This is a genomic window from Rhizobium sp. ARZ01, assembly GCF_014851675.1.
In the GTDB taxonomy this organism is placed as follows: domain Bacteria; phylum Pseudomonadota; class Alphaproteobacteria; order Rhizobiales; family Rhizobiaceae; genus Mycoplana.
Genome location: NZ_JACVAE010000001.1, coordinates 831,687 through 857,941, shown reverse-complemented (window position 1 = coordinate 857,941; position 26,255 = coordinate 831,687). Strand labels below are relative to the sequence as shown.

General features: G+C 59.3%; 30 protein-coding genes and 3 pseudogenes. 14 read left to right on the top strand and 19 right to left on the bottom strand.

Annotated features, from left to right (window positions below; translation table 11 throughout):
* Positions 1 to 62: 62 nt before the first annotated feature.
* From IB238_RS04060 to IB238_RS04050, 3 genes are read right to left on the bottom strand one after another with little or no spacing between them, the layout of a single operon-like run.
* Positions 63 to 290: a hypothetical protein gene (locus IB238_RS04060; RefSeq protein WP_246723471.1), complete on the bottom strand. Its 228-nt coding sequence runs from the start codon at positions 288 to 290 to the stop codon at positions 63 to 65.
* Between the two features lie 5 nt (positions 291 to 295).
* Complete coding sequence (locus tag IB238_RS04055; RefSeq protein WP_192247842.1) at positions 296 to 793, bottom strand: hypothetical protein; 498 nt, start codon at positions 791 to 793, stop codon at positions 296 to 298.
* On the bottom strand, positions 790 to 1,611 hold the full coding sequence (locus IB238_RS04050; RefSeq protein ID WP_192243793.1) for an N-formylglutamate amidohydrolase: 822 nt from the start codon (positions 1,609 to 1,611) through the stop codon (positions 790 to 792). Before IB238_RS04050 ends, IB238_RS04055 begins: the two co-directional genes overlap by 4 nt.
* A 627-nt stretch (positions 1,612 to 2,238) precedes the next feature.
* On the opposite strand from IB238_RS04050, the gene IB238_RS04045 reads away from it, so the two are divergent.
* Positions 2,239 to 2,634, top strand: a complete 396-nt coding sequence (locus IB238_RS04045) for a PRC-barrel domain-containing protein (protein WP_192243791.1) — start codon at positions 2,239 to 2,241, stop codon at positions 2,632 to 2,634.
* A gap of 75 nt (positions 2,635 to 2,709) precedes the next feature.
* Here the strand turns inward: IB238_RS04045 and IB238_RS04040 are convergent, their stop codons facing one another.
* On the bottom strand, positions 2,710 to 2,904 hold the full coding sequence (locus tag IB238_RS04040) for a hypothetical protein (RefSeq protein ID WP_192243789.1): 195 nt from the start codon (positions 2,902 to 2,904) through the stop codon (positions 2,710 to 2,712).
* 82 nt (positions 2,905 to 2,986) lie between these two features.
* Here IB238_RS04040 and IB238_RS04035 point away from each other — a divergent pair, with 82 nt between their 5' ends.
* The 4 genes from IB238_RS04035 (at position 2,987) to IB238_RS04015 (ending at position 5,795) form a co-directional block, all read left to right on the top strand.
* The gene (locus tag IB238_RS04035) at positions 2,987 to 3,169 is read left to right on the top strand and encodes a hypothetical protein (protein WP_192243787.1); all 183 of its coding nucleotides are present in this window, start codon (positions 2,987 to 2,989) and stop codon (positions 3,167 to 3,169) included.
* Positions 3,166 to 3,396 carry a hypothetical protein gene (locus IB238_RS04030; protein ID WP_192243785.1) on the top strand — a complete coding sequence of 77 codons (231 nt, stop codon included), beginning with the start codon at positions 3,166 to 3,168 and terminating at the stop codon, positions 3,394 to 3,396. The genes IB238_RS04035 and IB238_RS04030 overlap by 4 nt, the downstream gene beginning before the upstream one ends.
* A gap of 657 nt (positions 3,397 to 4,053) precedes the next feature.
* Complete coding sequence (locus IB238_RS04025) at positions 4,054 to 4,404, top strand: BON domain-containing protein (RefSeq protein WP_348648194.1); 351 nt, start codon at positions 4,054 to 4,056, stop codon at positions 4,402 to 4,404.
* Between the two features lie 479 nt (positions 4,405 to 4,883).
* A complete protein-coding gene (locus tag IB238_RS04015) occupies positions 4,884 to 5,795 on the top strand; it encodes a hypothetical protein (RefSeq protein WP_210333456.1) in 912 nt (303 codons plus the stop codon).
* 8 nt (positions 5,796 to 5,803) lie between these two features.
* Here IB238_RS04015 and IB238_RS24890 read toward each other — a convergent pair whose 3' ends face one another.
* Genes IB238_RS24890 through IB238_RS04000 form a run of 3 tightly spaced genes read right to left on the bottom strand, consistent with a single transcriptional unit; the run spans position 5,804 to position 8,386 of the window.
* The gene (locus tag IB238_RS24890; protein WP_192243782.1) at positions 5,804 to 6,535 is read right to left on the bottom strand and encodes a response regulator; all 732 of its coding nucleotides are present in this window, start codon (positions 6,533 to 6,535) and stop codon (positions 5,804 to 5,806) included.
* Entirely contained in the window at positions 6,486 to 8,003 is a 1,518-nt protein-coding gene (locus IB238_RS04005; RefSeq protein WP_192243780.1) for a PAS domain S-box protein, read from the bottom strand. Before IB238_RS04005 ends, IB238_RS24890 begins: the two co-directional genes overlap by 50 nt.
* Positions 7,949 to 8,386 carry a hypothetical protein gene (locus IB238_RS04000; protein ID WP_192243778.1) on the bottom strand — a complete coding sequence of 146 codons (438 nt, stop codon included), beginning with the start codon at positions 8,384 to 8,386 and terminating at the stop codon, positions 7,949 to 7,951. The genes IB238_RS04005 and IB238_RS04000 overlap by 55 nt, the downstream gene beginning before the upstream one ends.
* A gap of 211 nt (positions 8,387 to 8,597) precedes the next feature.
* On the opposite strand from IB238_RS04000, the gene IB238_RS03995 reads away from it, so the two are divergent.
* The 3 genes and pseudogenes from IB238_RS03995 to IB238_RS24455 all read left to right on the top strand — a co-directional run.
* Positions 8,598 to 8,741, top strand: a complete 144-nt coding sequence (locus IB238_RS03995; protein WP_192243776.1) for a hypothetical protein — start codon at positions 8,598 to 8,600, stop codon at positions 8,739 to 8,741.
* Between the two features lie 281 nt (positions 8,742 to 9,022).
* Positions 9,023 to 9,141: pseudogene (locus tag IB238_RS24460) on the top strand (NAD(P)-dependent oxidoreductase); the annotation flags it as partial.
* Positions 9,142 to 9,635: 494 nt separating this feature from the next.
* Positions 9,636 to 9,971 (top strand): annotated as a pseudogene (locus IB238_RS24455) (septal ring lytic transglycosylase RlpA family protein); the annotation flags it as partial.
* A gap of 210 nt (positions 9,972 to 10,181) precedes the next feature.
* Here the strand turns inward: IB238_RS24455 and IB238_RS03985 are convergent.
* Both IB238_RS03985 and IB238_RS03980 read right to left on the bottom strand, forming a co-directional pair.
* A complete protein-coding gene (locus IB238_RS03985) occupies positions 10,182 to 10,562 on the bottom strand; it encodes a low affinity iron permease family protein (protein ID WP_348648240.1) in 381 nt (126 codons plus the stop codon).
* Positions 10,563 to 10,644: 82 nt separating this feature from the next.
* On the bottom strand, positions 10,645 to 10,827 hold the full coding sequence (locus tag IB238_RS03980; protein WP_192243772.1) for a DUF3008 family protein: 183 nt from the start codon (positions 10,825 to 10,827) through the stop codon (positions 10,645 to 10,647).
* 149 nt (positions 10,828 to 10,976) lie between these two features.
* Here IB238_RS03980 and IB238_RS03975 point away from each other — a divergent pair, with 149 nt between their 5' ends.
* Positions 10,977 to 11,408, top strand: a complete 432-nt coding sequence (locus tag IB238_RS03975; RefSeq protein ID WP_192243770.1) for an HD domain-containing protein — start codon at positions 10,977 to 10,979, stop codon at positions 11,406 to 11,408.
* 72 nt (positions 11,409 to 11,480) lie between these two features.
* Entirely contained in the window at positions 11,481 to 11,741 is a 261-nt protein-coding gene (locus IB238_RS03970; RefSeq protein WP_192243768.1) for a hypothetical protein, read from the top strand.
* A gap of 68 nt (positions 11,742 to 11,809) precedes the next feature.
* Here the strand turns inward: IB238_RS03970 and IB238_RS03965 are convergent, their stop codons facing one another.
* Genes IB238_RS03965 through IB238_RS03955 form a run of 3 tightly spaced genes read right to left on the bottom strand, consistent with a single transcriptional unit; the run spans position 11,810 to position 13,805 of the window.
* A complete protein-coding gene (locus IB238_RS03965; RefSeq protein WP_192243766.1) occupies positions 11,810 to 12,844 on the bottom strand; it encodes a DNA topoisomerase IB in 1,035 nt (344 codons plus the stop codon).
* A 29-nt stretch (positions 12,845 to 12,873) separates the two neighbouring features.
* Positions 12,874 to 13,470 (bottom strand): general stress protein, encoded by a 597-nt coding sequence (locus IB238_RS03960; RefSeq protein WP_192243764.1) that lies wholly within the window; start codon positions 13,468 to 13,470, stop codon positions 12,874 to 12,876.
* Positions 13,471 to 13,487: 17 nt separating this feature from the next.
* Positions 13,488 to 13,805 carry a PepSY domain-containing protein gene (locus tag IB238_RS03955; protein ID WP_192243762.1) on the bottom strand — a complete coding sequence of 106 codons (318 nt, stop codon included), beginning with the start codon at positions 13,803 to 13,805 and terminating at the stop codon, positions 13,488 to 13,490.
* Positions 13,806 to 14,016: 211 nt separating this feature from the next.
* Between IB238_RS03955 and IB238_RS03950 the strand changes: the two are divergent.
* From IB238_RS03950 to IB238_RS03935, 4 genes and pseudogenes are all read left to right on the top strand, one after another.
* Positions 14,017 to 14,512: pseudogene (locus IB238_RS03950) on the top strand (ferritin-like domain-containing protein).
* 446 nt (positions 14,513 to 14,958) lie between these two features.
* Entirely contained in the window at positions 14,959 to 15,258 is a 300-nt protein-coding gene (locus IB238_RS03945) for a DUF982 domain-containing protein (RefSeq protein WP_192243761.1), read from the top strand.
* A gap of 77 nt (positions 15,259 to 15,335) precedes the next feature.
* Positions 15,336 to 15,575: a hypothetical protein gene (locus tag IB238_RS03940; protein ID WP_192243759.1), complete on the top strand. Its 240-nt coding sequence runs from the start codon at positions 15,336 to 15,338 to the stop codon at positions 15,573 to 15,575.
* A 573-nt stretch (positions 15,576 to 16,148) separates the two neighbouring features.
* A complete protein-coding gene (locus IB238_RS03935) occupies positions 16,149 to 16,361 on the top strand; it encodes a hypothetical protein (protein WP_192243757.1) in 213 nt (70 codons plus the stop codon).
* A 40-nt stretch (positions 16,362 to 16,401) separates the two neighbouring features.
* Here IB238_RS03935 and IB238_RS03930 read toward each other — a convergent pair whose 3' ends face one another.
* The 7 genes from IB238_RS03930 to plsX form a co-directional block, all read right to left on the bottom strand.
* The gene (locus IB238_RS03930) at positions 16,402 to 17,751 is read right to left on the bottom strand and encodes a calcium-binding protein (RefSeq protein WP_246723583.1); all 1,350 of its coding nucleotides are present in this window, start codon (positions 17,749 to 17,751) and stop codon (positions 16,402 to 16,404) included.
* Positions 17,748 to 19,793, bottom strand: a complete 2,046-nt coding sequence (locus IB238_RS03920) for a cadherin-like domain-containing protein (RefSeq protein WP_192243755.1) — start codon at positions 19,791 to 19,793, stop codon at positions 17,748 to 17,750. The genes IB238_RS03930 and IB238_RS03920 overlap by 4 nt, the downstream gene beginning before the upstream one ends.
* A 280-nt stretch (positions 19,794 to 20,073) precedes the next feature.
* Complete coding sequence (locus IB238_RS03915; RefSeq protein ID WP_192243754.1) at positions 20,074 to 22,392, bottom strand: calcium-binding protein; 2,319 nt, start codon at positions 22,390 to 22,392, stop codon at positions 20,074 to 20,076.
* A gap of 702 nt (positions 22,393 to 23,094) precedes the next feature.
* Positions 23,095 to 23,625: a MerR family transcriptional regulator gene (locus IB238_RS03910; RefSeq protein WP_192243752.1), complete on the bottom strand. Its 531-nt coding sequence runs from the start codon at positions 23,623 to 23,625 to the stop codon at positions 23,095 to 23,097.
* A gap of 124 nt (positions 23,626 to 23,749) precedes the next feature.
* A complete protein-coding gene (locus IB238_RS03905) occupies positions 23,750 to 24,088 on the bottom strand; it encodes an integration host factor subunit alpha (protein ID WP_192243750.1) in 339 nt (112 codons plus the stop codon).
* 106 nt (positions 24,089 to 24,194) lie between these two features.
* Positions 24,195 to 25,166 carry a beta-ketoacyl-ACP synthase III gene (locus IB238_RS03900; protein WP_192243748.1) on the bottom strand — a complete coding sequence of 324 codons (972 nt, stop codon included), beginning with the start codon at positions 25,164 to 25,166 and terminating at the stop codon, positions 24,195 to 24,197.
* An 8-nt stretch (positions 25,167 to 25,174) separates the two neighbouring features.
* Positions 25,175 to 26,233: a phosphate acyltransferase PlsX gene (gene plsX / locus IB238_RS03895; RefSeq protein WP_192243746.1), complete on the bottom strand. Its 1,059-nt coding sequence runs from the start codon at positions 26,231 to 26,233 to the stop codon at positions 25,175 to 25,177.
* Positions 26,234 to 26,255: the final 22 nt, after the last annotated feature.

The following is a 26,255-nucleotide window of genomic DNA, read 5'->3' as shown; positions in this document are numbered from 1 at the left end:
CGAAGCGTGCGCTTTCGCGTTATTGCCTCCACTGGAACCCTCCGCGCATCTGTCAAATCGAGCTACAGAGTTGCAAGTACTTTGTTGGCGATCTCGCCATCATATGCGTTTCGTTGGGCGACCTTCTTTTCGAGGGCATCGATAACGCACTCCGCAAAGTCGACCTGATAGAGCTCATGCATGATGTTGAGACCACCTGGCGTGAAGACGTTGATCTCCAGGATTCTGTTGCCGACAATATCCAGGCCAACGAGGAACATTCCGTCCTCAATCAGCTTCGGCCGCACCATTTCTGCTATGTCCAAGATTTCCCGTGTGATCTCGACAGAAGCCGCCGTGCATGTGGTGTACGAAAGCGAGACTTGAATGCCTCCACGGATGCAACAAAGGCTCTCGCCCCTCTTTTGCAAGAAAGTTCGCCTGTTGCAGACAGCGTGATCTCGAACGGCTGGAGGAAGGGAGCATCTTGCGAAAGTAAACGGTCGCGTTGTAGTTCATCGACGTCGAGCACTCCAAATGTGCCGAATTGCCTTTTCATCGCAGCAGCAATCGGCTTGATCAGTCGAACCGCATCCTCGACGTTTCTGGCAAGAAGATACGACGCATGCGACGCGGCAAGCTCGCGGGCAACCGGGTGTTCGTCTGCATCTCCGATATGTAAACACAAAAACGGCAGGGGTCGGTCGATGTGCAGCCGCCCGCCGTCGAATTCCTGGCGGATGGGCTTTCCCGTTGCGAGCGCGTCGAGAACGACGTCTGTCGGCGGCTTGAGCACAGCAGCATCAGCGCTCATGAAACCTCCTTCAGGGCCTTTTCAAGCACGGGCACCGTACCAGTGATCAGAGCGCGAAGCGCGGCAATGGCCTTCAGGTCAGGCACTCCTGTCCATTCGTCCATAAAGAACTTCTTGAACTCGATGGCCAATGCGCAACCCGTTTTGGGAAAGTGTTCATGGATGAAACGCGTCTGCTCTCCACGCCCCTGAAATGCTATGTTTTCACGAACATCCAGACGGCGGCCAAGGAAGTCGAAGCTTCGTGCGGTTCTTGTGAATGCCTCGACAATCGGTGCCCAGCGACCACGATCCATGGAGAAGGTGCCTATGTTGATCTCTGGCGCGTGCTCGGGGTCGGCAGCCTCCGCTGTCGGTCCATCCCGACGATGGTTGTAACTATGCACATCCAGCACGACGAAAGAGCCGTACTGTGCTTCAAGGTCGCGCAAATAGCCCTTCAGCATTGCGTAGTAGGAATCGTGGACTGCAAGGCTGTTTGCGATCGAGACGTCTGACGGCGGTTCACGCCAGAGGTCCATTTTCCATGCCTGCTCCGGGCGGATATATACCGCCGCGTCTCTTGGCCTGTTGAGGTCTATTTCGAAGCGGGACCGATGGACGATGATTTGATTGGAGAGATCACGGATCATTGCACCCGTGAACGGGTCTTCCTCGCGCTGCCGCTCCTCATCCGTAATGCGGATTTCCTGAAGGGCGTCGGCTCGCACGTTGTGCCCGTCATGGATGGCCGTTCCGACTATCGGTGAGGCCCCCCGATGGACGGTCCACCAAGTATGCTCCTTCGGCTCCAAGATCAGCGCAGTTAGTTTATCCATATGGCGCAGTCATTTTCCGCGTGTTCGACGATGAATGCGTAGCGCGGGATCAATGCGTAGCGTGGCTATTCGTTCCACTGCGAAATAGGTCGGCCGACTGCTGCCGCGCTGGAGGTCGCGACCTGGGGGCCAAGGTCCTTGCGCGCTCGCTCCAATGCGTAATTCATGTCGTCGGTGAGGTTTGTCTGTGGCACGCTCATCGATCGACCTCCACCGAGGTGTGGCAGGCCTCGTCAAAGATCGTCTGTAGCATCGTCAAGTCCTCTGGACTGATACAGCCGGTGTTGTTGCGCACCGCGGCAAATCGCTCAATGCCGACGCCATCACCCTGTTGGACAGTTTTGTTCTTCGGAGAATCTGAGCCCACAGCACGTCCTCCACTCGGGGCGGAAGAAGCCTCCCTGCCGTCAGCGCGAAGACTGGCGGACGCACCTGACAGGCGCAGTTGATTGGAACAGTGGGCGCTTGTTCAGTGGGCCGTAATAGGCGGCCGCCGTTCATGATGTTGCATTCCTGCCCATCGTGTTTCAACACAAAGACACCCGCCGCGTAAAGTGCGGGCTTGGAACCTTTGACCACTTCACGACGTTCTGAGGTCTGGTCCAGACACTCGCGGGAGGGTCGACAATGCGACATTTTCTGATTGCACTTGCCGCCACGACAATGATTGGCGGTGCGGCTTACGCTCAGACGGCGCAAACCACGACAACCGAGACTTTCGTCACGGTCCAGCCAACAGATGTGTTGAGTTACAATCTCATCGGTCTCAACGTCACCAACGATGCCGCCGAGACGATCGGTGAAATCAAGGATCTGGTCATCGCCGAGGGCAGACTTAGCGGGTACATCGTCTCGGTTGGCGGGTTTCTAGGAATGGGCGATCACTACGTTATGGTCGGCCCGTCCGCCGTAAAAGTCACCTATCTTGAGAATGACAAGAAGTGGACGGCCGTGATGAACGCAACTAAAGAAGAGCTGCAGAAGGCTCCAGAATTCAAGTACGAAGGTCGCTGGGAGCGCTAACTGGCCCCTCGAAACAGAAACCAGCGAATGATGTCGGCAACAAAAAAGGCCGGGGCGAAACCGCACCGACCTTCCTTATTGCCGCAGTTCATCCAGTGCCAGTACATCCGTGGTCAAAGGCCGAAAGCGGCTGTGGCAATCGCGAGCGACAGATGCTTTCCAGCGCTCATCAGCGATGCCGATGTAGGCCATATAGGTCGGCATTGTGGTCAAAACAAGTTTGCACGCCAGTTTGGTGGGTTGCTTGTAAATGGGGCGGGTTGCGTTCACTGTCGCATCTTCAGCAGTCACTTGTCAGGGCGCTGCTGCTCAAGGGTCGCCACGCCCTAGCCCCAATGCGAAAGGAGGATACATGTCCTCCAACATCGCGCGTATCGACTTCCGAACACGCGACATCCGCATTCTTAGAAAAATGCTGAAGCAGGCCAATTACGTCACTGCGAAGCTGAAGCCCTTGGCCGGCCCTCTCAATCATCCCTCACAGTCTGTGCTACGGCGCTTCATGACCGGGACGATGCAGGAACCAGCCAAGTGATCGGGCCTGCGGAACTATTGCCGTATGGATGCCGCCTGGAAACGAACGATACGTGGACGGTGTTCGACACACATTCCGGCCGCGCTGCGGAACTCGGCTTTTATCGCGCTACCAACCTTTCGGAACTCGACGCCAGAGAACTTACGGCTATCTTCAACCGCAACACCGTTGGCACGCCAACACGTATGCCTCGCTATGCGATTCAGGGCCTGCCACTCAAGTCCTGAGCGTCCGTTCGTGTGCCTGTCGAGGCAAAGCGCGATCACCTCCCAGTAGCACGGCATGACCAGCGTGCTCCGCCCCGGCAGGCAGAGTTAGCGTACTCCCGGGTGCCCGACACGTCAAAAAGCTCGACCAATTTCCGGCTACGTCAAATTTAATAGACTTCGCTGCACAGGAGGCGCACTGTTTCGCATCGTTTCCATATGCACGGCAGGAACGACAGGGAGATGGCAGCTCTCGCCCCAACAGAGGGAGAGAGTCTTGTGTCCAAATCCTTCTACTACGATGCCGCCGTTATCCGGCCTTTCCCAGCGGCAGCCACGGCAGAGCGGTGTTCAGTCCGGATCACCTGAACGCCCTTCAAAGCCTATTCGACGACTGCCTTGGCGAATGTGCTTTTTCCATCGATAGCCAGGCCGCTGAAGCGTTGGGAAGCGCTATCATTCGCCTCTACTCTCAGGGGCAACACGATCCGATCTTCATCAAAGCGATACTCCTGCCATCGTTCAAGCGACGCGCTTAGTTGGGTGGCCGTCGGTGCAAATGCCGGCCGCGTGTCACTTGCCGAGGGATCCCGGTCAAGCGTCACGACAGCGCGCGCCCTCGCGCATGCGAGCGTATCACGGGTCAGGCCATGCTCCTCGGAGATGCTGTGGACGCGCGTGTCAATCCTCTACGACCCTCCCCTCGATGAGCTTGAACGAAAAGACCGCCCGCGCGTTGAAGAAGGACAGGGAGGTGTATCTATGGTCTTCAAACCCCCGACCTTCAACGGAGAAGAATACGACCCGGAAAACCCGAAAAACCAAGCGGGCCTTGAAGAACGAGTTGCGAATGCGCTTGCGGACGCCGGAAACGTAGACGCCAGCGATGTTCAAGTGACCCTTGTCGGCCATACGATCGTCCTCACGGGCACCGTGTCGACCGAGGAAGAACGGCGAGAAGTGACCGACATCGCTGCGAGCTTTGACGAGGTCCAGCGCGTCATCTGTCAAATCCGCGTCAATCCTTGAATTTCCGATACCGCGTCGCGAGAAGGCAGCTCATCCAAGCACCCTCCGGCAGAGGAAAGCGCTTGGTGAGCGCACCGAACATGGGCATGCCATCCCACCCGATGCAGTCGACCGCATCTCGCGTAGCAGGCAGGCTTCCGAGGTCTTTCGCAGTCGGAACTTTGGGGCTTTGTTTTTCGTGTAAGGATCTGCGTCATGGACGACGATCGACTTCGCTGGAAATCGCCAGTCCGCATCACTACCCCGGAAGGCACGGTGGAGGTCATACGGGGTCCGAAAGATGCTCTTGCCGTCCTCCCACGAATGTGGCCGCCAGCGGACGATGAACACTTCAGACAAGCGAAGCGAGCGTGCATTGCTGCGCTCTCCAGACCCCAGACCGTTGAGGAAGCTCGATACACGTTCATGGGAGCATGCCGAGATGCAAACATCCTCGCGCCGTAGAAGATTAATCCTTTTCGGAAAACGGGAGATGTCTCGTGAACGAAAATGAGCCAAAGTCCGTGAACGCTCCAGCAAATCCTGCGGGAGCTTTCGTATCCTTCCCCTACGACCGTGCGGCGGTCGACCAGTTTCGGCAGTCCTTCCCGAGAGCGCGTTGGAACGACGAAGAGGCGCGCTGGTTCGTTCCAGGGAAAACCGCCGAGAAAAGGTTTTTCCGCTGGATGGATAATCTCATGGCAAGCAGCGATCCATTTGCCGATGAGAAAGGAATGGACGATTTCGCGTTCGACCCGATCGTCAGTCCATATCTCGCAGGCGCGGAAGACCTCCAACTGCGGACCCCATACTCGAGGGCTATCGTTCGGGAATTGAGACAGGTGCCTTGGGCGCGCTGGGACGACGCGCTGAGGCTTTGGCGAATTCCATATCGATCGCTTCAGGAGCTAAGAAAACGGTGGCCAACGATCGAGACGGAGGCTCAACGCAACGAACCTGAAGAACGCAAGATGCGTCGGCGCGCCCTGCAGGGCTCCGCAAAGGAACAAGAAGCACGGGCAAGGGTAAGCGAGCGCCGCCGAAGGCGGTACCCGGTTCCACGCACTTTTCCGCCCATGTTGAACCGTCCGGTGGCCACCGCCACATACGGGGTCGTTATATGCAACGGGGTTTCGACCGAGACCGTGCCCTCCGGCTTTTCCGGCCTGTACCCACATATGGGCAACAGCCGGATGGAGTTTGTCTGGGCATCCTGGCGTGTGCCGACGCTCTCCGAGCTTGTATCTGCCTGGCCCGCGCGTGCGGAGATTGATCACAGAAAAGGTTGGTGGCTTCCGACACTGGACGAGTTGCGAGACGCAAGGAAGCAGGCGCGTTCACGGGAGCGCAGACACGTGTCGGCTGCAGCAGCTCTGGTCGTTCCCTCCGGAAAGACCGAGGGATCGGGTTGACCGTCCCGCTAGCCCTGGGTTCCAGCCAGATGCTGACGAAGCACGTCGGTCAACACGGAGACTAGGTGTTTTGGATCAAACGGCTTTGATACAAGCGGGACGTTCTTGAACTTCGGAGGCAAAGCCTCGCGCCCATAGCCGCTGACGAAAACGAATGGAATCTTTCTTTCCACCAGGATGTCGGCAAATTCGTCCGCGCGCTTCCCGTGAAGGTTTGCATCGAGAAGGACAGCGTCGCATCGATGGTCCGCAATTGCCTGCCGCGCAGTTTCCAAATCGTATGCTGGGCCGACCACGAGGAAATCGTTCTCCTGGAGGTCTGCTTCGATTTCCATTGCGAGCAGCGGCTCGTCCTCGACGACGAGTATCTTCGGTTTGACCGCCAGATCCTCTGGAGTATCTGACACAACGTTCAAATTGGGATCGTCATCCGGTAGCGGCAGGCGGATCTCGCAGGTTAGACCAAAGGCAGAATAACAAGTCTCCGCGCTGCCTCCATATGGCAGAAGACTGCGTTCGATGATCGTCGTGCCCAAACCGACCATCGTGGGTTCGGCCGCCACTGGCGCACCCGTCTCGTGCCAGTGGATTCGGAGTTCACTTCCCGGACCTGCACTGGCTTCCCAGCTGATATCAAGTTTTCCAGAGCCCACCGAGAGGGCACCATATTTTCTCGCGTTCGTCGCCAACTCATGCAGCACAAGCCCAAGCTGCACCGCAGAATGGGCCTCCACGATCACGTTGGGCCCCTGAAAAGTGATTTGCGTCCCCTTGTCGCCAAGTGCGACTTGGTTTCTGACGAGTTCCGCGACGCTCGTTTCCGGACAATTTTTGTTCGACAAGAATATCATGGGCTCGTGCAAGCGCCTGGATCCTACCGATGAAGCTGTCGACAAATTGACTTGGGCTGGCGGCCGTCCGAAGCGGCTGTCTTGCAAGAGATTGAATTGTTGCCAGCGTATTCTTCACACGGTGGTTGAGTTCGTCGAAGAGCATCCGTTGCAGATTCTCATGCTGCTTCCGTTCGCTGACATCCCGAGCAATCTTCGATGCGCCAACCACCCGACCTTTTGCGTCATGAATCGGCGAGATCGTGAGCGAGACGGCGAGGCGCGTTCCGTCCTTAGCGACGCGAACCGTGTCGTAGTGATCGATGCGTTCGCCCCGGCCGAGTTTCGCCAGAATTTCGGTTTCTTCGTCCTGCAGCTCTGGTGGAATTAGTTTCGTTATCGACTGGCCGATCATCTCCTCCGCCTGGTAGCCGAAAATCCGAGTCGCACTGGCGTTCCAGGATTCGACAATACCGTCCAGGCCCTTGCTGATGACCGCGTCATCCGAAGTCTCGACGATCGCCGCCAAGCGTGCAGCATTCAGGTCCGCTTGTTTTCGCTCCGTGATATCTCGGGCGACTTTTGATGCACCGACCAATCGTCCCACCTTGTCGCGGATCGGCGAAACAGTGATCGACAGATCGACGTGCTTGCCGCTCTTTGCCACACGGACCGTCTCGAAATGCCGAATATGCTCCCCCTGCTTGAGGCGACGCAGTATCTCGTCCTCCTCCCCCTGAAGGTCGGTCGGTATGATCTTCCGGATGGATTGCCCGATCATCTCCTCAGCCTCGTAGCCCAGAATTCGGGTTGCGGCGCTGTTCCAGGAAGTAACCGTTCCGTCCAACATCTTGCTGATGATCGCGTCATCGGAAGAAGCGACAATAGCTGCAAGTCTAGCGTCGGCCCCTTCTATCGCGATGCGATCGGCAACGTCGATCAGAACATTGATCGCTCCTACAACCTTGCCGGCGTCATCCCTCACCATATCTGGAAGGGACTCGAAGTTGACTTTCGTGCCATTCGGACGTTGCGCGACAAGACGCTCGCCTGTCGGCGGTGACCCTCCCCTCAGCATTCGTGCCAAAGGACATTCGTCGCGTTTCATTGGTTGGCCGTCTGCATGGAAAAGCCGCCACGAGCCGCACCACAGATCGGTACCGAGTTCAGGCTGCCTTCCCCACAACTCCGCCGCGGCGTTGTTGTAGAATGTAATTCGACCATCCGCGTCCGTACCGTACATGGCAATCGAGCTGGCCATCAAATAATTTAGCATCGTCGCCCCTTGGCGATGGTCTCGAACGAGTTTACGCAATGCTTGTGTCATCCCTTCAAGCCCAGCGCGGGCGACAAGCGAGTGACCGTAGCGTTTGGCCAACGACTTTTCTCCAACGCTCCGTGCCTCGCGCCGCGCCGCCGAGGGTCCTTTTTCGCTGCCTTTCGAATCCGCTTGGGAAGCGCTGAACTCGCCGCATCCCGAAGAACCTCGACTGCAGCACTTGCCCCGCTCTCCAATGCGTGCCCGGCAAGCTGAACCGCCTTGCCGCCTCTGGAAACACCCTTCTTGGCAGCGCTAGCCAGCGGCTTCCGCTCCTCGATAAGAACTGCTGCGGCAGCCGCTGCTCCCGCCGTCAGGGCCTTCGCGAGCAGTTCGCGCCCAATCTTGCTTCGCATCAGGCCGGTCAGCACCGGCGACTTCCGGATGCCCTTGGGTACCTTCAACCCTGCGACCTTTTTCGGTATCCGAGCTTTTTTCGCCATGACTGGCTCCTTGCATTTTCGAACCGACTACTATCAGCGCGAATTCCGAATGTGCCGCGTTTGCGTGTCAAACGTGGTGGCCCGCTCTTCCCTCAGAACGGTTTTCAAACTTTGTGGTTCCCAGTCCTTGGAACTTTACGATCCCCTAGAAATTTATCGCGTCATGGCGAACAGAAGTCGTGGGAGGTGAACGTGACGAATATTCGCTCGAGTGGCTTCGACAGTCCTGCGCAACTTCGAGAACACCTGGCCGAACTTGAGGATGATCGTAATGAAGACGCGGATCGTCGAAACGCTGATCTGCAAGGTCAGATTTCCAAACTTCGAACAGAAGTACGCCAACTGCGGCGGCTAGTAGTCGAAACCCGAAACCGGTATCCAGCGAGTTCGAAGAAGGTTCGAGATGACCGATTTTGGCTTCGTCTTACGGCGACGGTGGCCGCAACGTTCGTTCTCAGCGCGGCCGTTCGCTATTTTCGCCTGGGGTCGGCCGGCGCGGCCGCAGTGCCCTTGATTGCTTCGAAGATCAGAAGAGAGGGGCGGTAAGTCCCGCATCCGCTGCCCCGCCGAAGTTTTCGGGCCTGCACTTCTACCTGGCGCGGGAATTCGAAATCGGTGAACACTGGAGTGACCGTCATGACCGCCTACCCGAAACCTCCCTTCCCGTCGCAACAGCAACCAATGCCCGGTTCCAGAAGAAGATGGAGCCAGTGCCAGATCATGGCGAAGACAGTTATCGCGGATCCGGTCGTCTGAGCGACATGGTCGCGCTGATAAACAGGCCTGGCCCAAGGGGTCGGCATCCTTCGTCGCCTAGTTGGTGATAAGGGAACAAATCACCTGCATGCCCGCTTACTAAAGCAGCGAGTTTGATCCCTCGCGGGAGGCTGTCATGAAGTACAGCGATGCCGAAGATGTCGCATCCACAGAGGAGACGACCGTGGCCGCTCTGTATAGCGGCGCGGAGAAGACCTCCAGGTCGATGGAGCAGTTTGGGCGAACTTTTCTCGTCTTATTGGCTAGCAGCGTATTGTTGGTACCGATAGCTTGGGATGTATCAGAATATTGGAACAGAAGGGTGGATGGTTCGGATTCGACAACGCAACCCGCAGTGCGCCAGTCCGAGCCGTTAACAGATCATGTGCCGTCGGAGACAACACGCAAGAAGACCGCATCTATAAACCGCGGTCCGACTTACAAGTCTGGCCCTGGCGGTGCGTCAATTGTCATCAGGCCCAACGTTGCAAAGGCGACCGGTTGCGGCCGCGCCTCCTGGTATGCGCTCTATTCGCGAACGGCCTCCGGCGAACGCATGAACCCAGCCAAATTGACCGCCGCCCACAAGTCCCTTCGCTTCGGCACGAAACTAAAGGTCACCAACACCAGCAACGGCCGGAGCGTCGTTGTGCGGATCAACGATCGCGGTCCGTTCGTAAAAGGCCGGGTGCTTGACCTCTCTAAGGCGGCGGCCTCTCAGATCGGCATGATCAGCGCTGGGCACACCAAAGTCTGTTATCATGAGCTTCCATCGCGCAGCGTCCAACGGCCGTTATGCTCCACTGCGCCCGGCTGCAGTCGAGTCTAGGAAAATACCGGTATTGTCGGCTCACATCGCAGGCTTAAAAATTGCGGCCGCTTAACTCCATCGGACTCGCGACTTGGTCCTATCGCGATCGACACCAACGGCACATCGGGACTGGGCATTCTGTGTAATCACCTTCGCCGTAGTGGCAGAGTGCAAACGGTCGGATGGCGGTGATCACTCAACCAGAGTTGCCGCAGCACCGAACGCGTATCAACTTGAACCGTCCGCAGCACCAGCCAGGCGCTTGGCCTGCTCCGCCAGCTTTTGACTTAGCTCCCGGAGCTCTTCCTCTTCCAGGTTTTCAATACCGACAAAATTGTTCTGTGCGTGCGACGACAAGATGAGCTCGTCCAATTTGGCTTGAATCGCTCGATTGTCGCGTATCTGGGAGTTTTGAAGGATAAACACCATCAGAAATGTGATGATCGTGGTTCCGGTATTGATGATGAGCTGCCAGGTCTCGGAAAACCCGAAGAAGGGACCCGTAATGCCCCAGACTGAGACCAAGCAGACTGCTCCGGCAAACGTGGCCGGATGGCCTGACCAATCGGCGACCTTGTTGGCGAACTTTGTGAAAAGGTGTTCGTGCACAGAATGACCCTGGGCCACCTTGGAGTTGATGCTCCGGGCACGACCTCGCAGTCTGCTCATCCTCAGTTTCCTAACAAAAGTATTACTTGGCGCGGTTTGGTAAGCGCTTCCGCTTCGTTGCGGCAAAACCCTCCAATTGCTCCTCACTCATGGATTTTTCCATTTCTTTCGAAGCGCCTTTCAATTCACTCTTGCTGATTTCGCCTCGTTTGGCCGCCAGGGCAGCGCCGGCGGCCTTCTGCTGTGCTTTTGATTTAGCTGGCATCACAGTCTTCCTCTTTGCGAAAGACGATAATGTGTTTTGCGACCTGAAGTTCCACGATAGCAGTCAAAAATTCGGCTCGGCAGAAGGAACAATCTGTCCCACCGAACTCTTGATGACTCGACAGCGTGCAGCCATCGCTGGAGGGTGTCATGAACCACTTCGAACAACTGAATCGCGCAATCGAAATCGCCCAGACGGCTCACCAAACCCAACTGGACAAGGTCGGAGAACCGTATTTTGAGCATTGCCGGCGTGTCGCCGAACAGGTCACGTCCGCAGACGAGAAGACGGTCGCCTTTCTTCATGATGTCGTCGAGAAGACTCGCTCCTGGTCGCTTGAGCGGCTTGAAGCGGAAGGTTTTTCCAGACCAGTTCTTGAAGCAGTGCGGGCGCTGACACGTGCCCCGCCAGAAAGCGACGACAGTTTCGTTCGCAGGGCGATGGGCGACAGCCTCGCTCGTGGCGTCAAGATCGCAGACCTGAACGACAATCTCGTGCAGATATTGCAGGTAGACGGTGACGTCGAACGCCTCACCCATGAACTCGCCATTGCGAAGGCTGAGCTCAAGGCGGTGGCGTAAACGCCCCATGGGAAACCTCTCCTCTGAGGGGGAGTTTATGCGGATGACGGCAGAAACAGATAGGAGCCAGCCATGAGCGATGCGAAAACAACATCCAATCACACTGAGATCCGCGAATGGGTAGAAGAGCGCAACGGTCGCCCGGCGAAAGTGAGAGGCGAGAAAACGGGCGGGATCCTCAGGATTGATTTCGGGAAACCTGAAGACGCCCTGGAGGCGATCTCTTGGGACGATTTCTTCCGCATTTTCGACGAGAACGACTTGGCGTTCCTGCATCAGGACAAGACCTTCGAAGGCAAGATAAGCCGGTTCAACAAGTTTATCGCTGCGTGACCCGCGTGTTGCCCCTCGCAGTGGCTTAACTCTTGGCAATGACACGGGCGCCCACCCGGCCATCCAGTTTATAGTGTCGGTCGTCTTCCGCCGGCGCATCGTGACAGAAAGCCAAGCATCCGATTTTCTTCTGCACGCAGTCCCGCCGGTACTGATCGGGAAACAGCAAGGGGCCCGCGTGGCAACGACGTTTGCCGATCCGCCAAGGCAAGGATATCGGGGTGGACGTAGCTCGAGCGACAGATCGCCGGGGTGTTGTGCAGAATTGCGGACGCCGCGTCGCACATTCTCCGGATTGTCGGGCGTTCCCCTCGCTCCAGCGCGGCTCGCGCCACGGTGAAGGCCGCCACACTTCCCGCCCACGTGCGAAATGTCTTCGCCGACACCCCGGATCCCGCATGCTCTGCAAGAAACGCATTCAACTTGCCTGAATCGATCGGACGAACCGAACCATCCGGGCCCTCCCAGACAAACAACTGGCGGCCGGGCAAGTCGGCCACCGCCTCCAGCATTCGGTGCAAGCGGGGATTTCGCAGGACGCGACGAATGCGCCGGCCACCTTTGGCCGTGAAAGCCATCTCAATCCTGTCGGATCTGATCCGCACATGCCGTTTCAGCAGCGTTGTTGCACCGTAAGTGCGATTCTCTTCAGCGTAACTTTTGTTCCCCACCCGCAGATGCTCTTCGTCGAGCAACGTGACCAAGCCTGCGAGAATTGTATCGGCGTCACTGATCGGCCCGTCGAGATGACGCCGGACGACACGGCGAAGCCTCGGCAGACTGCGCCCAAATGGGATCAACTGCCGAAACTTGTCGTCACTGCGAAACGCTTTCCAGTCATTGTGATAGCGGTACTGTTTGCGACCGCGAGCATCGTAGCCTGTGGCTTGCAAATGGCCGTTCTCGTCCATGCAGATCCAGACATCGCGATACGCCGGTGGCAGGCCGAGCGAAGCGATCCTGGCCTTGATCGCCGGATCGGTCACCCGCCCGCCACCCGGCATGCGGTAACAGAAACCGCGCCCGCGTTTCTCCCGACGGATGCCCGGTTCGCTGTCGCTGACATAGATCAGTCCGCAGCCACCAGGCGCAAGGTCTGGCATGGCATCACCTACGTCAGTTTCGACCAGTCCTACCGGCCCACCCGCCAGCGTCGACGCTCCTCGTCGATTTCGGCTGCGGTATAAGGCGGCGAAGCGTCATCAAACCGGCTCCATCCTGCATCCCGGTATGCTGTGCCGCGAGCGACAACATCAACTCGCTGCGCATTATCGAGAATGTCTTCGGCCACGGCGACGTCCATTTCGCTGACCTTTGCAACCACCATCGTGCCGCCACGACGGACACCCTCGACATAGACATTGGCGTCTTCCTCGGAGAGGCCGGATTTGATCAAGGCTCCGATAACACCCCCGGCAGCGCCACCGGCGACAGCCCCGGCTGCCGTGCCCGCTGCGGTGGCCACGAGCCAACCTGCTGCCACGACGGGCCCGATACCAGGTATGGCCATGAGGCCCAGTCCTGCCAACAATCCACCTGTGCCGCCGGCCAATGCGCCGAGGCCCGCTCCCGCCCCCAAGCCTTCCGCGACATATGTTTCGCTATCCCCGTCGATAGCCCGGTGTGAAACGATGCTGATGTCGTCCGGCGGTATCCCCGCCGCCTCCAGGTCGCTCACAGCGCGCCGTGCATCGTCATAAGTGTCAAACAGCCCTGTTACGGTCCTCATCACAGTACTCCTTACGTTCAATTGGCGACAATATTGCCCTGGTAGTCGAGTGAGACGACCACGGGCTTGCCGTCTTTGATCGCCTTGGCGCGCCATACGCCGCTTTCGTCCAAATTCAGATCCGAGATGCCGGTGTAGCCCGCGTCACCAATCCGCTCTTTGGCTTGATCTTCCGTGAAACTGTTCTCGCCGGTAACCGGCGCAACCGGGTTCTGGTCCCCAGGCATCACGATCGCTGGCTTGTCGGCCGGCTTTGCAGCCGGCACATTGCTCTGCGCCCAGGCGGCGGAACACGCCATCAACAATGCGATGGCTCCGATAGTCGAGGTTTTCATCTCTCATCCTCACTCCTGTGTTGGTATTGCTGCATAAGGGGTCGGGGATTTGTTTTGTTCCGCAGCGCCAATCCGGCGCGCCTCAACGTTGGCTAGGGAGCGAAACCAATTTCCGCAGGAACTTTGGCCGAGCGCTCACGTTGGAAAGTGGGCGGCCGTCCGGCCAGAACCGGCCTCGCACGGCGGGCGCTTCAAGGGAAGGAGAAGCAAAATGCCAGCACAAGCCAAAGATCTGGGCGAGCTGTTCTATGACACGCTCAGAGACATCTACTATGCGGAAAAGCAGATTCTGAAGGCATTGCCGAAAATGGCCCGCGCGGCTCAAGCCCCGGAGCTCAAAAGGGCATTTGAAGAGCATCTTGACGAAACTGAAAATGCACGTCGAGCGGCTACAAAAAGTGTTCGAGCTAATCGACAGGCCCGCTCGCGGCAAAACCTGTGAAGCCATTATCGGCCTGGTCGATGAAGGCAAAGAAGTGATGGAAGGGTTTAAGGGGTGTGATGCGCTCGACGCAGGTCTGATCGCGGGTGCCCAATCTGTCGAGCATTACGAAATCAGCGGTTATCGAACGCTGATAACCTGGGCAAAAACTCTGGGTCAGAAAGAGGCGGCAGATCTCCTGTCGCAGACGCTGGCCGAAGAAGAAACCACTGACAAGGTTCTGACAAAACTTGCAGTATCGAGTGTGAACGCAATGGCCGCTTGAGGCATCTGTTGACCGGTGCCGGCGGAAAGTTGCCGGCACCGGGTCCGGACAACAATTCCGAAACAGAGACGTTATCACAATTCCTGTTGTCGGCATTAAGATCGTGCCGCGCTGGAGTGAGAGACTGCTCGGTTTACCTGGCGCTGGTGAGTTTGGAAAAACGCGGCCGAACCGACGAAAATTATCCGCGTGGAAGCAAACCACACTGAACGGTGCGAAGGCCGCATGGGTCTGGGCGAACGCCGCCGCCGCTTCGCCCAAGACTAGGCCGGCGTGCTGATCAGCCTGGGGAACATTGCGCACTTCTCGACGTTTTTAGGTTCAGTTTCAGGCCCATTTGGTTCGCCATGGTGCCAGCTTGACGGAAGTCTGGAAGCCGAAGAATTTCCATCGATACATATCGCGCTTCCTCTGAATTCGGCCTGTGCATTGAAGGGAGGAAACCGATGCTCGTTCCCGATCTACCGTGGTCTGTTCCACTTATCGTTCGCCTGCAAAACGGTATGCAACACATCTTCGCTGGCCCCTTTGAGGCTCTTGATTTTCTTGAGAACGAATGGCCCTTGCGGCGAAGCCAGAAGCGAGAGAGAGCCGTTCGCTTATGCCGTGCAGCGCTCAATCGCCGCACCCCGCTGGCGGTGGCGCGCGAATCGTTTGTCTCCGCGTGCCTCGAGGCAGGGCTGCCGGTGGCGGCTGCCCATCCTCACGCGACGAAAACATCTGGTGGCCAACGATCGAGGCCATAACTGGCCATTTGACTTCTCGACCGCGGCACCATCCTGAATGTGCTCATGCGCCTTCGGCATATCGCCAGAAGACCGTCGTGAATGACGTGGTTGCGGAGCGTTTCAACCGACGTCATGAACTCGCACGTTTCAGACAGTGTGCCAGCCTCGTTGTTGAAACTCACACGTCTGCGATCGCCATATTGGAGACTACCGGAGGAAAGCTTGGGATAGCGGGAAAAGACCTGCCGAAGATGTTCGGCATCGAACGCGACTTTGACCGTGTGGTCAAGCAGGCTGTGCATCCGGATAAAGATGAAACCCAAATAGGCAAATAGCTTCGTCGTCACCGGAGACGATGAATACCGAAGTCCATCGTCGTGTTCCATTAGAGGGAAGAAGACGCCGCGGTTAGCGATACAAACTGTACCCAGCCGCTCCTCACGCGGTCATAGTGTCGACTGATTCAGCGCGTTGTGAACACTACGACCCCACCCCATATAAAGTTCGAATCCCGCCGCTCCAACCATTAAAGTCAAACACTTAGCTACCGGTGATTGAATTGGCTGTAAATTTTATAGCCACCATAAGATCGCGGTTCGTCACTTTCTCGGAAAGGTATGCGCCAATCGGTCATTTGCACTCTTTAATTGGATCTACTTTTGGCGACACTAGGAGTTCACTCAGATCTCGTTCCCAGTCTTTGATCGACAGACCGGAATCGTCTCGATGAATCAAATAGTTCCTTGTAAAAGTTGCGGCGGACACAAGCCCTGGTGCAAATCACTTGCGGCGGATCGTTGTGGGCGCCGATCGGTGAATCCGGTGCGCTGTTGCGGTGGAGGGAAGGCCGCATTCGACCGAGGAGATCGGGAGAGCGGAAATGTCGGCGGCAGAAGGATTTCGCGAACTTGAAGGCAGAGCTCGCAGATACCGGGATGGTCGCGCAGCCGAATCGTAAGAAGATGCCGGCGACCTGCCACCCCTGGGTCAATGGCGCGACGGCGTTTATGGAAACGTCCGGCCGCATGGCCGACGTTTCGGGCGATATAGGTCCATCGAGACGGGGCCAGGCGGTCGAGGCGATCGTCGCGTTAATGGCGAGCGCTTGCCGCAAGGGGTGATACCCCCGGCGCGGTGGCGCGCCGGGGGCATTTTTCGCGTTTAGATGATGAAGAAATCGGCGGATGTGAGCCCCAACCCCTTCGTCAGGGTGGCGAACTGCACCGCCGCTCCCTTACCGTTGCCGTCCGCATCGTAGAACAGCTTGCCGGTGTCCGTCTCGTAGATGATGCGGTCGTACTTGTCGGTCGCAAGCCCGGTCTTGTTCGCGGCAAAGGCGGAGGAGGCAAGCGCTCCCGTCTTCGTCAGGGCGGTGAACACCGCGTTTTCCAGGCGGATCGTGTCATCTCTGACCGAGAAGTCAGTGATGAGATCGATGTTGGCCGAGGACAACTTCGTGTTGAAGATGAAGAGGTCCTTGCCGCTGCCGCCGGTGAGCGTGTCCTTGCCGAGCCCGCCATTGAGCGTGTCATCGCCCGCACCGCCGAGCAGCGTGTTTGCACCGCTGTTGCCGGTAATGACGTTGGCCAAGCTGTTGCCGGTCCCCTTGAGCGCACTTCCGGTCAGGATCAGGTTCTCCAGGTTCGCCCCAAGCGCGACCGTCACCGAGACGCTGGAGTAAACGGTGTCGGTTCCCCCATTGGCCGCCTCGACGATCGTATCGCCGCCGTCGGTGATATAGGTGTCGTTGCCGCCACGGCCTTCCAGCTTGTCCGCACCGCCGCCGCCGTTCAGCACGTTGGCGGCGTTGTTGCCGGTGATGACGTTGGCGAGGCTGTTGCCAGTGCCTTTGGCAGCCGAGCCGGTGAGGACCAGGTTCTCCAGGTTCGCGCCGAGTGTTAGCGAAACGCTGGAGAGTACCGTATCGGTCCCCCCACTGGCCGCCTCGACGATCTGGTCGCCGCCGTCGGTGATAAAGGTGTCGTTGCCGGCGCCGCCGATCAGCGTGTCCTTGCCGCCAGCGCCGTCGAGCACGTCGTCGCCTGCACCGCCGTCCAGCCTGTTGGCACCGCCGTTGCAGGTGATGGTGTTGGCAAGGCTGTTGCCGGTGCCGTCGGCTGCCGAGCCGGTGAGAACGAGATTTTCCAGGTTCTCGCTGAGCACCAGTGAGACGCTGGAGCGCACTGTGTCGATACCTTCGTCAACCGCTTCAACGATCGTATCGCCGCCGTCGGTGATGTAGGTGTCGCTGCCGGCACCGCCAATCAGCAGGTCGGCACCACCCGCGCCCTCGAGCACGTTGGCAGCGTCGTTGCCGGTGATGACGTTCGCCCCGCTATTGCCGGTGCCGTTGATCGCATCCCCGCCGACCAAGGTCAGGTTCTCGATCCCGGCGTAGCCGGCAAGGCTGCGGGTGATCGTAGATGTGATCGTGTCGATCCCCGCCGTGTCGACGACCACGTCGTTTTCTTTACCCAGCACGAAGGTGTCGTTGCCGGCACCGCCCGTCAGGATGTCGAGGCCAGCGCCGCCGTCCAGCGTATCGTTGCCGACGCCCCCTTGAGGATGTCGTCGCCATCGCCACCGTTGAGCACGTCGTCACCGCCCCTGGCATCGATGATGTCATCGCCAATGCCGCCCGAGAAGCTCTCGTCCTGATCGGCGCCTCGCAGGAGGTCATTGCCGTTCGTGCCATCGTTCGTGCCCTTGACGGTGATGGTGAGCGTGGCCGTATCGGTGCCGCCCTTTCCGTCCGAGACCGTGTAAGTGAACACGTCGACCTCGTTCTGGCCGGCAGCCAGGGATTCGGCGTCGTTGGCTTCATAGCTGTACATGCCGTTAGCCAGCAGGTTCAGCGTGCCGTAGCGGCCGACAATGGTCGCGGCGATCGGACCGGCAGCGACAGCCACCGTACCGGAAGCACCGGAAACACTGGTGATGGCGATCGGGTCGTCATCGGCGTCCGTGTCGTTGCTTTTGACGTTGCCCGAAACGGTGCCGTACTCGAAGACTTCTGCCGCATCGTTAACCGCGTCAGGATCGTGCAGAACGTCTTCAACGGGGTCGGTGACATCGCTTTCGATGCTCTCCTTCGTGCCGCCTTGATCGGTGTGATAAACGACCACCCATATCCCGGCTCCGACATCGGCTTGGGTCAACGTGTAGGTCTTGCCAGTTGCCCCTTCGATCACTTCGTCGTCGCCGCGCATCCACTGGTAAGTGATGGTGCCGGGTCCATCCGGATCGTCGAGGTCGTCATGGATCGCCTCCAACACGCCGTCCTCGATGGCCTCACCTTCGATCGTCACGGTACCCGTCAACGGGTCGTTGACGTTTGCGACTTCCGGCGTCGCGGGGCTGGTGACGGTCTCCGCGTTGCCCTCGCCGTCGGTGTAGCTGACCACCACGGTGATCTCCGCCCCGACGTCATCCTGGCCGAGCGTGTAGCTCGCGCCGTTCGCACCGGGGATCACCTCATCGCCGCGCATCCACTGGTAGGTGAGGTCGGCAGGGTTGAGGCCGTCCGCGTCGTCCAGCGTGCTGACGTTCGCCGTCAGCGTGCCGTCCTCGATCGCCGTGCCGGTGATCGTCACCCCGCCCGTCGGCTCGTCCTCGACGGCGGCAAACGTCACCGTCTGCGTGACCTCAGTCTCGCCGCCCTTGCCGTCGCTGACGGTGTAGGTCAGCGTCACCGTGCCGTTGAAGTGCGCCGCCGGCTTCACCGTGTAGCCGCCCGCGCCATCGGCGGTGACTTCGGCACCTTCGTCGGCCGAAATCGCCGTGATCGACAACGGGTCGCCATCGCCATCGGTCATCCCCGACAGCAGGCTCGCCGTGCTGACCGTGTAGGGGGTGTCCTCCGTGCCGGCCGGCAGGACCGCGTCCGGCGTCCCCGTCGGCTCGTCGTTGTCCGGCACAAATTCGATCCACCGCGTATGCGCAATGTCGCCGCCCTTGTTATCGCTGACCGTGTAGGTCAGCGTCACGATGCCGTGGAAGTTCGCGGCCGGCTTCACCGTGTAGCCGTCGCCGGCTTCGTTGGGGGTGACCGTCGCACCGTTGTTGGCCGAAATCGCCGAAATCGACAGCGGGTCGCCATCCGGATCGCTGAACTCCGCCACAAGGTTCGCCGTGCTGACCGTGTAGGGGGTGTCCTCAACGCCGTCCGCCACCGGCACGCCCACCCCCGTGCCGGTCGGCGCCTGGTTGGTGACCGCATCTGCAATGGCAACGTATGTTGTACCATTGAAATTCAGGAATTCTATGTTGGTGAGCACGTCCGTTCCGTCGTCCTGCGCGCCTGGGGTAATGTGCTTCACCCGGTAGGATCCGCCGCCGAGGTCGGTGACGCTGTAGTCCCCCTGGTTCCCGGAATACATGACCGTATCCTCATCGGCGCCGCCGTCGATCGTGTCGTTGCCCTCGCCGCCGTCAATCAAGTCGTTGCCATCGCCAGCCGTGATAATGTCATCACCGGCGAAGCCGTTGATGGCCTCGCTAGCGCTCGTACCGGCAAGGTTGTCGGGATCTGCTGTTCCGTTAATGATGCTCATTGGAAATCTCCTGCGTGATACACTTAATTGTTGCCGCCCACGCCCTTGGAGCTCCATGTCGTTTCATGGTCGCTGGCCGGTGAATCCGGTGCGCTGTTGCGGTGGAGGGAAGACCGCATTCGACGAAGGTGGCGCGCCGGGGGCATTTTTCGTGTTTTGATGATGAAGAAGTCGATTACCGGTGATATCGTTGACGACGTCGTCCACCGTGATCGCCACGGCCCGAAGCCCCAGCAGGGTTGATGCTGCCGGGGCTGCTCTTGTCTAGTTGGTTCAGTCCCTACAGGATGGCGTCGTCGTCGTGAACGATCACGTTGATCTCGTTCTTCGCGACGACAGAGCCGGTGACCACGTCGGTGAGGCGCAGCTCCAACCCAAACTCGGCGGCCCCTTCGAAATCGCCTGCTCCGTAGTCACCCAACTTTTCCTTGATGAAGTTGAAGCCGATGTTCCAAGCGTTCTGGAAGGCGTTCGGGTTGCTCGTCACGCTGTCGCCGATCTCTTCGAGGTTGCCGATGAACACGAACTCGTCCGCGTCCGTCGGGTCGATATCGAGGTAGATGCCGACGTCGAAGTCACCCTGCTCCGTCGCATTGCCGACCGTCATGGTCGACCCGTTCAGGCCCTCCTCGACCGTCATGGCGAAGGACCAGTCTGCACGGCCAGCGGTCGCGGCCGACATGCCGTCCTGTACGGTGTAGGTGTTGCCGACCACAGAAGCGTCACCGTAGTCTCCCTTGTGCTGGAAGGCCTTGAGACCCAACTCGATACCGGCAACGTTGTGCGTGACGATGTTCATGTTGTCCGCAGCGATGCCGGTGCCCATCAGCAGCGTCGTCTTGTCAGCCTTTACCGCACCATCGTCGAGAGTCCCGTTGGCACTCGTAACGACCGGGTCGTCGCCGTCAACGATCACGTTGATCTCGTTTTTCGCGACGACAGAGCCGGTGGCCACGTCGGTGAGGCGCAGCTCCAACCCAAACTCGGCGAGCCCGTTGAAGTCGCCTAGTCCGTAGGCACCCAACTTTGCCTTGAGGAAGTCGAAGCCGATGTTCCACGCGTTCTGGAAGGCGTTCGGGTTGCTGGTCACGCTGTCAGCGATCTCTTCGAGGTTGCCGATGAACACGAAATTGTCTGCTGCCGTCGGGTCAATGTCGAGGTAGATCCCGACGTCGAAGTCACCCTTCACTTGCTTGTTGCCCACCGTCATACGCGCCCCGTTCAGGCCCTGCTCCACCGTCATGGCGAAGGACCAGTCTGCACGGCCAGCTTGCTGGGCCGACAAGCCGTCCCGTACGTGGTAGGTGTTGCCATCGACAGAAGCGTCACCATAGTCTCCCTTGTGCTGGAAGGCCTTGAGACCCAACTCGATACCGGAAACGTTGTGCGTAACGATGTTCATGTTGTCCGCAGCGATACCGGTGCCCATCAGCAGCGTCCCGTCAGCCTTGACCGCACCCTCGTCGAGAGTACCGTTAGCAGTCGTAACGACCGGTTGTTCGTAGTAGGCTTGGCCGTTGAAGTTGAGGCGCTCGACGCCGCGAACGTTGAACAGGTTGTTCTTGGAGTCTGTGATGGTCCAGGAACCGCCGCCGAGATCCGTGATCGTGTAGGAGCTCTGTGCGAGGGCGAAGTTCAGCGTATCCGAACCCTTGCCGCCGTCGAGATTGTACTCGCCGTTGGAGGTCGACAGGCTGGCGACGTTGATCTTGTCGTTGTCGTTTCCAGCGAACACGTCTGCGCCGTTGGCATTGGAGCTAACGTAGATCGTGTCGGTCCCGGTTCCACCGTAGACAGTGGTGAAGCCGCCGTTGGTGTGGACCGTATCGTTGCCGGCTCCGGCGTCGATGAAGTCTGTACCGCCGCCAGCAGAGATCACGTCATTGCCCGACCCTGCGTAGACCGCGTCGTTGCCTTCTCCGGCGCTGACAGTGTCGTTGCCCGATCCCGTCTCGATGCGGTCGTTACCGTTACCGCCCCAGACCTTGTTGTCGCCGTTGCCAGCGTAGATGGTGTCGTTGCCGTCGTCACCGCTGAGAACGTCGGCCTCGTTGCCACCGTAGATTACGTCATCGCCAGCGTTGCCGTTGACCGTATTCTTGCCGCTGCCAGCATAGATCGTGTCATTGCCGTCGCCGCCGCTGACATTGTCATCGCCGGTCGATGCAGAGATGTAGTCGTCTCCGGCACCGCCGTACATCTTGTCGTTGCCCGCTCCGCCATGCATCTGGTCGTTGCCGGTTCCGCCATCCACGATGTCATTGCCATTGTCACCCGAGAGGTAGTCATGGCCGTCGCCGCCAAGCATCCGGTCGTTACCTTCGCCACCGAAGAGCTGGTCGTCGTGTTTGCCACCATCCAGGTAGTCGTTGCCGTTGCCGGCGGTCAGATAGTCGCGACCGTCGCCGCCGTACAGCTTGTCGTCACCGTCGCCACCGTTCAGATAGTCGTTGCCGGAGCCGCCGTCGAGCGTGTCATTCCCTGCGTAGCCGTACAGGTCGTCATTGCCGCCGTTGCCGAGAATGCGGTCCATCAGGTTCGTACCGCGCAGAAGTTCAGCCTTGCCCGAACCCGTTATGGTCTTGATCTTGCGTGCCATTTCAAAATGCTCCTTAAGTTATTGAGAAGATCTGATTTAATATGCAGTAGTGGTGCTCGTCCGCGCCGTCGTCCTCCGGACCTGGGGTGGTGTGCTCTGCGTCGCGCGATCGGCGCCGCCGGCCTGTGTTCGCTATTCTGTCACTCTCCCCTCGTTTGCTGCCGTCGCTTCCAGCGGCGCGTGGCCGTGCCGGCCGAGCTCTGCCTCTGACGCTGCGACGCCCTGCCCGCCGCTCCCCCAAACGGCTTTAACAACTTGTTAAACAGTCAAAATGACGGCTCCGCCTCCCCCAATTGGGTGAGGCCGGTTGAAATATTTTGTTGATGCACGTCTTTCGAGGCAGGCGAAGGGAGAGGCTCGACCGAAACCCGTTCGAAACCCACCGGTCAGGAAGGGGCCAAGAGTCGAACTCGCTCGACAGGTCTTTTGGAAGAAACACGGGCGGCGCGGCCGTCATTTGCGTGGCAAACCCGGGGCGCGGCCATCACGCGTAGGGGACCTGCGATGCCGGACACCGCTGCGCGCGCTTTGCCAATCGCACGGGGCGATAACGCGCGCGGCTACAGCGCCCTTTTCCTCGCGCGGAAGGATTTGAACATTTTCGGGAAAGGTGGCGCAAGCCAGGGAGGCACAGGCGGCGAGCTATGTCGCCGATGGCCGCAAATCGCTGCGGCTATGTGCCGGGCGGTGCCCGCTGCGACGTCAGCGCACCTGGTCCAGCAAGCGTTTGCACTCGAGCAGATCGTAGAGCGCTTCCTGCAACAGCGCCCGGTCTTCCTTGCCGACGCTGCTCTTGCCGATCGAGACTTCCGGCGCATCGTCGCTCCCGCCCCCGACGAAGGAGAAGAAGCGGCGGCTGGCGGGCGCCTTGGCGCGGCCGACGATCTGGTCGTCGTCGGCGGTCTTGGGCGCGACCGGCTCCTCCTGGCTGGCGGCGGCCAGCGCTTCGACCGTTGCCAGATCCCCGCTCGCGATCGCGGCGACGAACTTGTTGCCGTTGTTCTTCAGGAGCTTCTGGACGCCCTTGATCGTGTAGCCGTGATCGTAGAGCAGGTGACGAATGCCCTTGAGCAATTCGACGTCGTCGGGCCGATAGTAGCGCCGCCCGCCGCCCCGTTTCATCGGCTTGATCTGCGAAAAACGCGTTTCCCAGAAGCGCAGCACGTGCTGCGGCAGGTCGAGATCGTCCGCAACTTCGCTGATGGTGCGGAAGGCGTCGGGGCTTTTCTCCATCGGGCAACCTCACCGAATGACGGTTTCGACTCAAAGCCGGGAAAAACCGGCGAGTCGTTGCATTTCAGCGGGTTGTCTCGCCTTTTTCAAGCGAAGAATTCGAGCTTTCCAAAGCCGCGTTCTGTCAGGGGGCCGGGGCTTGCGGCTTCTGCTTGGTCTTGCGGGCCGTGTGCGCCTTCAAGACCCGCTGCTTCAGCACGTTCGAAGCCTTGAAGGTCATGACGCGCCGGGGCGAGATCGGAACCTCTTCGCCGGTCTTTGGGTTGCGGCCGATGCGCTCGTTCTTGTCGCGCACCTGGAAGGTCGCGAATGAGGACAGCTTCACGCTCTCGCCACGCACGATAGCGTTGCATATCTCATCGATGACGGTCTCGACGAGTTCCGCCGATTCGGTCCTGGACAGGCCCACCTTACGAAATACCGATTCGGCCAAATCTGCGCGTGTCACGGTTTTGCCGCTCATCTTCTCCCACCGTTTCTTATTGAAAGCGCTTACTTATCCGGCAAGAGTATTTCTCTTGCCGTTGCCGGTCAAGCGCCGTTGAAATCGGGTGCAAAGTCTTAGTCGGCTACCAGCGCAGCAGCACCGCGCCCCAGGTGAACCCGCCGCCCATCGCCTCCAGCAGGACGAGGTCGCCCTTTTTGATGCGACCATCGCTTGCAGCGGCGGCTAGCGCGAGCGGGATCGAAGCGGCCGACGTATTGCCGTGCAGATCGACGGTGACGACGACCTTCTCCAAGGGAATGCCGAGTTTCTTGGCCGAGCCGTCGATGATGCGGCGATTCGCCTGGTGCGGAACCATCCAGTCGAGATCGTCAACCGAGAGCCCCGTCGCATCGAAGGCGGCGACGATCACGTCGGTGATCATGCCGACGGCGTGCTTGAACACTTCACGGCCTTCCATGCGCAGATGCCCGACCGTACCGGTGGTCGAGGGACCGCCGTCGACAAAGAGTTTGTCCTTGTGGGCGCCGTCGGAGCGCAGTTGCGCGGTCAGGACGCCGCGGTCGGCAACCGTGCCCTCGCCTTCCTGCGCTTCCAGCACGATTGCACCGGCCCCGTCACCGAAGAGCACGCAGGTCGTGCGATCGGTCCAGTCGAGGATGCGCGAGAAGGTTTCGGCGCCGATAACCAGCACGCGCCGCGCCAACCCGCCGCGGATATAGGCATCCGCCGTCGTCACCGCATAGACAAACCCGGAGCAAACCGCCTGCACGTCGAAGGCAAAGCCGTGGTGCATCCCGAGTCGGTTCTGGATGTTGACGGCCGTCGCCGGAAAGGTGTTGTCCGGCGTCGAGGTGGCGACGATGATCAGATCGATGTCGCCAGGCGTCAGCCCGGCATTGTCCAATGCGGCGCGTGCGGCCCCTTCGCCGAGCGATGCCGTCGTTTCTCCCTCGCCGGCGATGTAGCGCTGGCGAATGCCGGTGCGTTGCACGATCCACTCGTCGGACGTGTCGACCATGCTTTCCAGCTCACGATTTGTGAGCACCCGCTTCGGGAGCGCCGTCCCGAAACCGCGAACCACTGAACGGATCATTCTTCTTCCTATATCCCGTCGCTCATGCTGCCGGCCGCGCCTTCGACGGGTCTGTCTGCATGATATCTCTTGAGGTCGTTTTCGATCTTTTCCTTCAGCCCGTTGCGGGCCATGTCGTAGCCGACATCGACCGCCGCAGCAAAGCCCTCTGCATCCGTCCCGCCGTGGCTCTTGATGACGATGCCGTTCAGACCGAGGAACACGCCGCCATTGACCTTGCGCGGATCCATCTTTTCGCGCAGCCGGTCGAATGCACTCTTGGCCAGGATGTAGCCGAGCTTGGCAAGCCAGGTGCGCGACATGGCGGCGCGCAGGTATTCTCCGATCTGACGGGCGGTGCCTTCCGCAGCCTTCAGCGCGATGTTGCCGGCGAAGCCTTCCGTCACGACCACGTCGACAGTGCCACGGCCGATGTCATCGCCTTCGACGAAGCCATAATAGTCGATCGTGTCAAAATTGGCCTCGCGGATCAGCTGACCGGCGGCCTTGACCTCTTCCTGGCCCTTGATCTCCTCGACGCCGACATTGAGCAGGCCGAGTGTCGGGCGATCGATCTCGAAAAGAGCTCGCGCCATGGCGCCGCCCATGAGTGCGAAGTCGAACAACTGATTGGCGTCCGCGCCGATCGTCGCCCCGATGTCCAGGACGATGCTCTCGCCCTTCAGCGTCGGCCAGATGCCGGCGATGGCCGGGCGCTCGATATTGGCCATCATGCGCAGGCAGAACTTCGCCATGGCCATCAGCGCGCCGGTATTGCCGGCCGAAACGGCGACATCCGCTTCGCCCTTGGCGACAGCTTCGAGCGCTTTCCACATGGACGACTTGCCCCGGCCGCGACGAAGCGCCTGGCTCGGCTTCTCATCCATTCCAACTGCAATTTCGCAGTGCGTGAAGGTGCTGGCGTCCCTCACCTTCGGATACTGATCGAGCAACGGCCGGCATTGCTCTTCAAGACCAAACAGGCAAAAACGAATGTCGGGGTGACGTTCAAGTGCCTTGGCTATGCCAGGGATCACGACCTGCGGGCCGAAATCGCCACCCATGACATCAACGGAAATTTTGACCACGCGAGTCTTGTCCTTTTCTCCA

What these genes read in the sequence shown, in the direction of transcription:
- IB238_RS04060 (WP_246723471.1), bottom strand. Translation starts at nt 290, where the DNA reads ATGGTGCGGCCGAAGCTGATTGAGGACGGAATGTTCCTCGTTGGCCTG.
- IB238_RS04055 (WP_192247842.1), bottom strand. Translation starts at nt 793, where the DNA reads ATGAGCGCTGATGCTGCTGTGCTCAAGCCGCCGACAGACGTCGTTCTC.
- IB238_RS04050 (WP_192243793.1), bottom strand. Translation starts at nt 1,611, where the DNA reads ATGGATAAACTAACTGCGCTGATCTTGGAGCCGAAGGAGCATACTTGG.
- IB238_RS04045 (WP_192243791.1), top strand. Translation starts at nt 2,239, where the DNA reads ATGCGACATTTTCTGATTGCACTTGCCGCCACGACAATGATTGGCGGT.
- IB238_RS04035 (WP_192243787.1), top strand. Translation starts at nt 2,987, where the DNA reads ATGTCCTCCAACATCGCGCGTATCGACTTCCGAACACGCGACATCCGC.
- IB238_RS04000 (WP_192243778.1), bottom strand. Translation starts at nt 8,386, where the DNA reads ATGGCGAAAAAAGCTCGGATACCGAAAAAGGTCGCAGGGTTGAAGGTA.
- IB238_RS03980 (WP_192243772.1), bottom strand. Translation starts at nt 10,827, where the DNA reads ATGCCAGCTAAATCAAAAGCACAGCAGAAGGCCGCCGGCGCTGCCCTG.
- IB238_RS03975 (WP_192243770.1), top strand. Translation starts at nt 10,977, where the DNA reads ATGAACCACTTCGAACAACTGAATCGCGCAATCGAAATCGCCCAGACG.
- IB238_RS03970 (WP_192243768.1), top strand. Translation starts at nt 11,481, where the DNA reads ATGAGCGATGCGAAAACAACATCCAATCACACTGAGATCCGCGAATGG.
- IB238_RS03965 (WP_192243766.1), bottom strand. Translation starts at nt 12,844, where the DNA reads ATGCCAGACCTTGCGCCTGGTGGCTGCGGACTGATCTATGTCAGCGAC.
- IB238_RS03960 (WP_192243764.1), bottom strand. Translation starts at nt 13,470, where the DNA reads ATGAGGACCGTAACAGGGCTGTTTGACACTTATGACGATGCACGGCGC.
- IB238_RS03955 (WP_192243762.1), bottom strand. Translation starts at nt 13,805, where the DNA reads ATGAAAACCTCGACTATCGGAGCCATCGCATTGTTGATGGCGTGTTCC.
- IB238_RS03945 (WP_192243761.1), top strand. Translation starts at nt 14,959, where the DNA reads ATGCTCGTTCCCGATCTACCGTGGTCTGTTCCACTTATCGTTCGCCTG.
- IB238_RS03920 (WP_192243755.1), bottom strand. Translation starts at nt 19,793, where the DNA reads ATGAGCATCATTAACGGAACAGCAGATCCCGACAACCTTGCCGGTACG.
- IB238_RS03915 (WP_192243754.1), bottom strand. Translation starts at nt 22,392, where the DNA reads ATGGCACGCAAGATCAAGACCATAACGGGTTCGGGCAAGGCTGAACTT.
- IB238_RS03910 (WP_192243752.1), bottom strand. Translation starts at nt 23,625, where the DNA reads ATGGAGAAAAGCCCCGACGCCTTCCGCACCATCAGCGAAGTTGCGGAC.
- IB238_RS03905 (WP_192243750.1), bottom strand. Translation starts at nt 24,088, where the DNA reads ATGAGCGGCAAAACCGTGACACGCGCAGATTTGGCCGAATCGGTATTT.
- IB238_RS03900 (WP_192243748.1), bottom strand. Translation starts at nt 25,166, where the DNA reads ATGATCCGTTCAGTGGTTCGCGGTTTCGGGACGGCGCTCCCGAAGCGG.